A 373-nucleotide genomic window follows, 5' to 3' on the forward strand; every position below is an offset into this window, starting at 1 on the left:
ACGGTAACAGTATATGATCCTGCTGATAGCCCGGCAAGGTCTTCTGAACTTTTACCGTTATCCCAGGCATAAGTATACGGGGCAAAGCCGCCGGTAACTTTCAGATCAATTGAAGCGGTCGAGCTGCCGGAACAGAGCACATCCGTTTTGGTGTGGCTCAAATTGAATGCGATGGCTGGCTGGGAAATTGTAACCGAAACGACAGCGGTACAGTTGTTAGCATCCGTAACCGTAACCTGATATGCTCCCGCAGCAAGCGCTGTACGGTCTTCGGTAGTCACCCCATCAGACCAGGCAATTCTGTAAGGTGCATTACCGCCTGAAACACTGAGGTTAATTTCCCCGGCACTTCCACCATAGCAAATGATATCAG

Annotated in this window: 1 protein-coding gene; it reads right to left on the minus strand. The window is 50.1% G+C overall.

Going from position 1 to position 373, the window contains the following annotated elements:
- The coding region (locus WKF69_RS14005; protein WP_340382698.1) for a SprB repeat-containing protein at positions 1-373 on the minus strand (373 nt) is incomplete at both ends.

It is taken from the genome of Daejeonella sp. (assembly GCF_037719425.1).
In the GTDB taxonomy this organism is placed as follows: Bacteria; Bacteroidota; Bacteroidia; order Sphingobacteriales; family Sphingobacteriaceae; genus Daejeonella.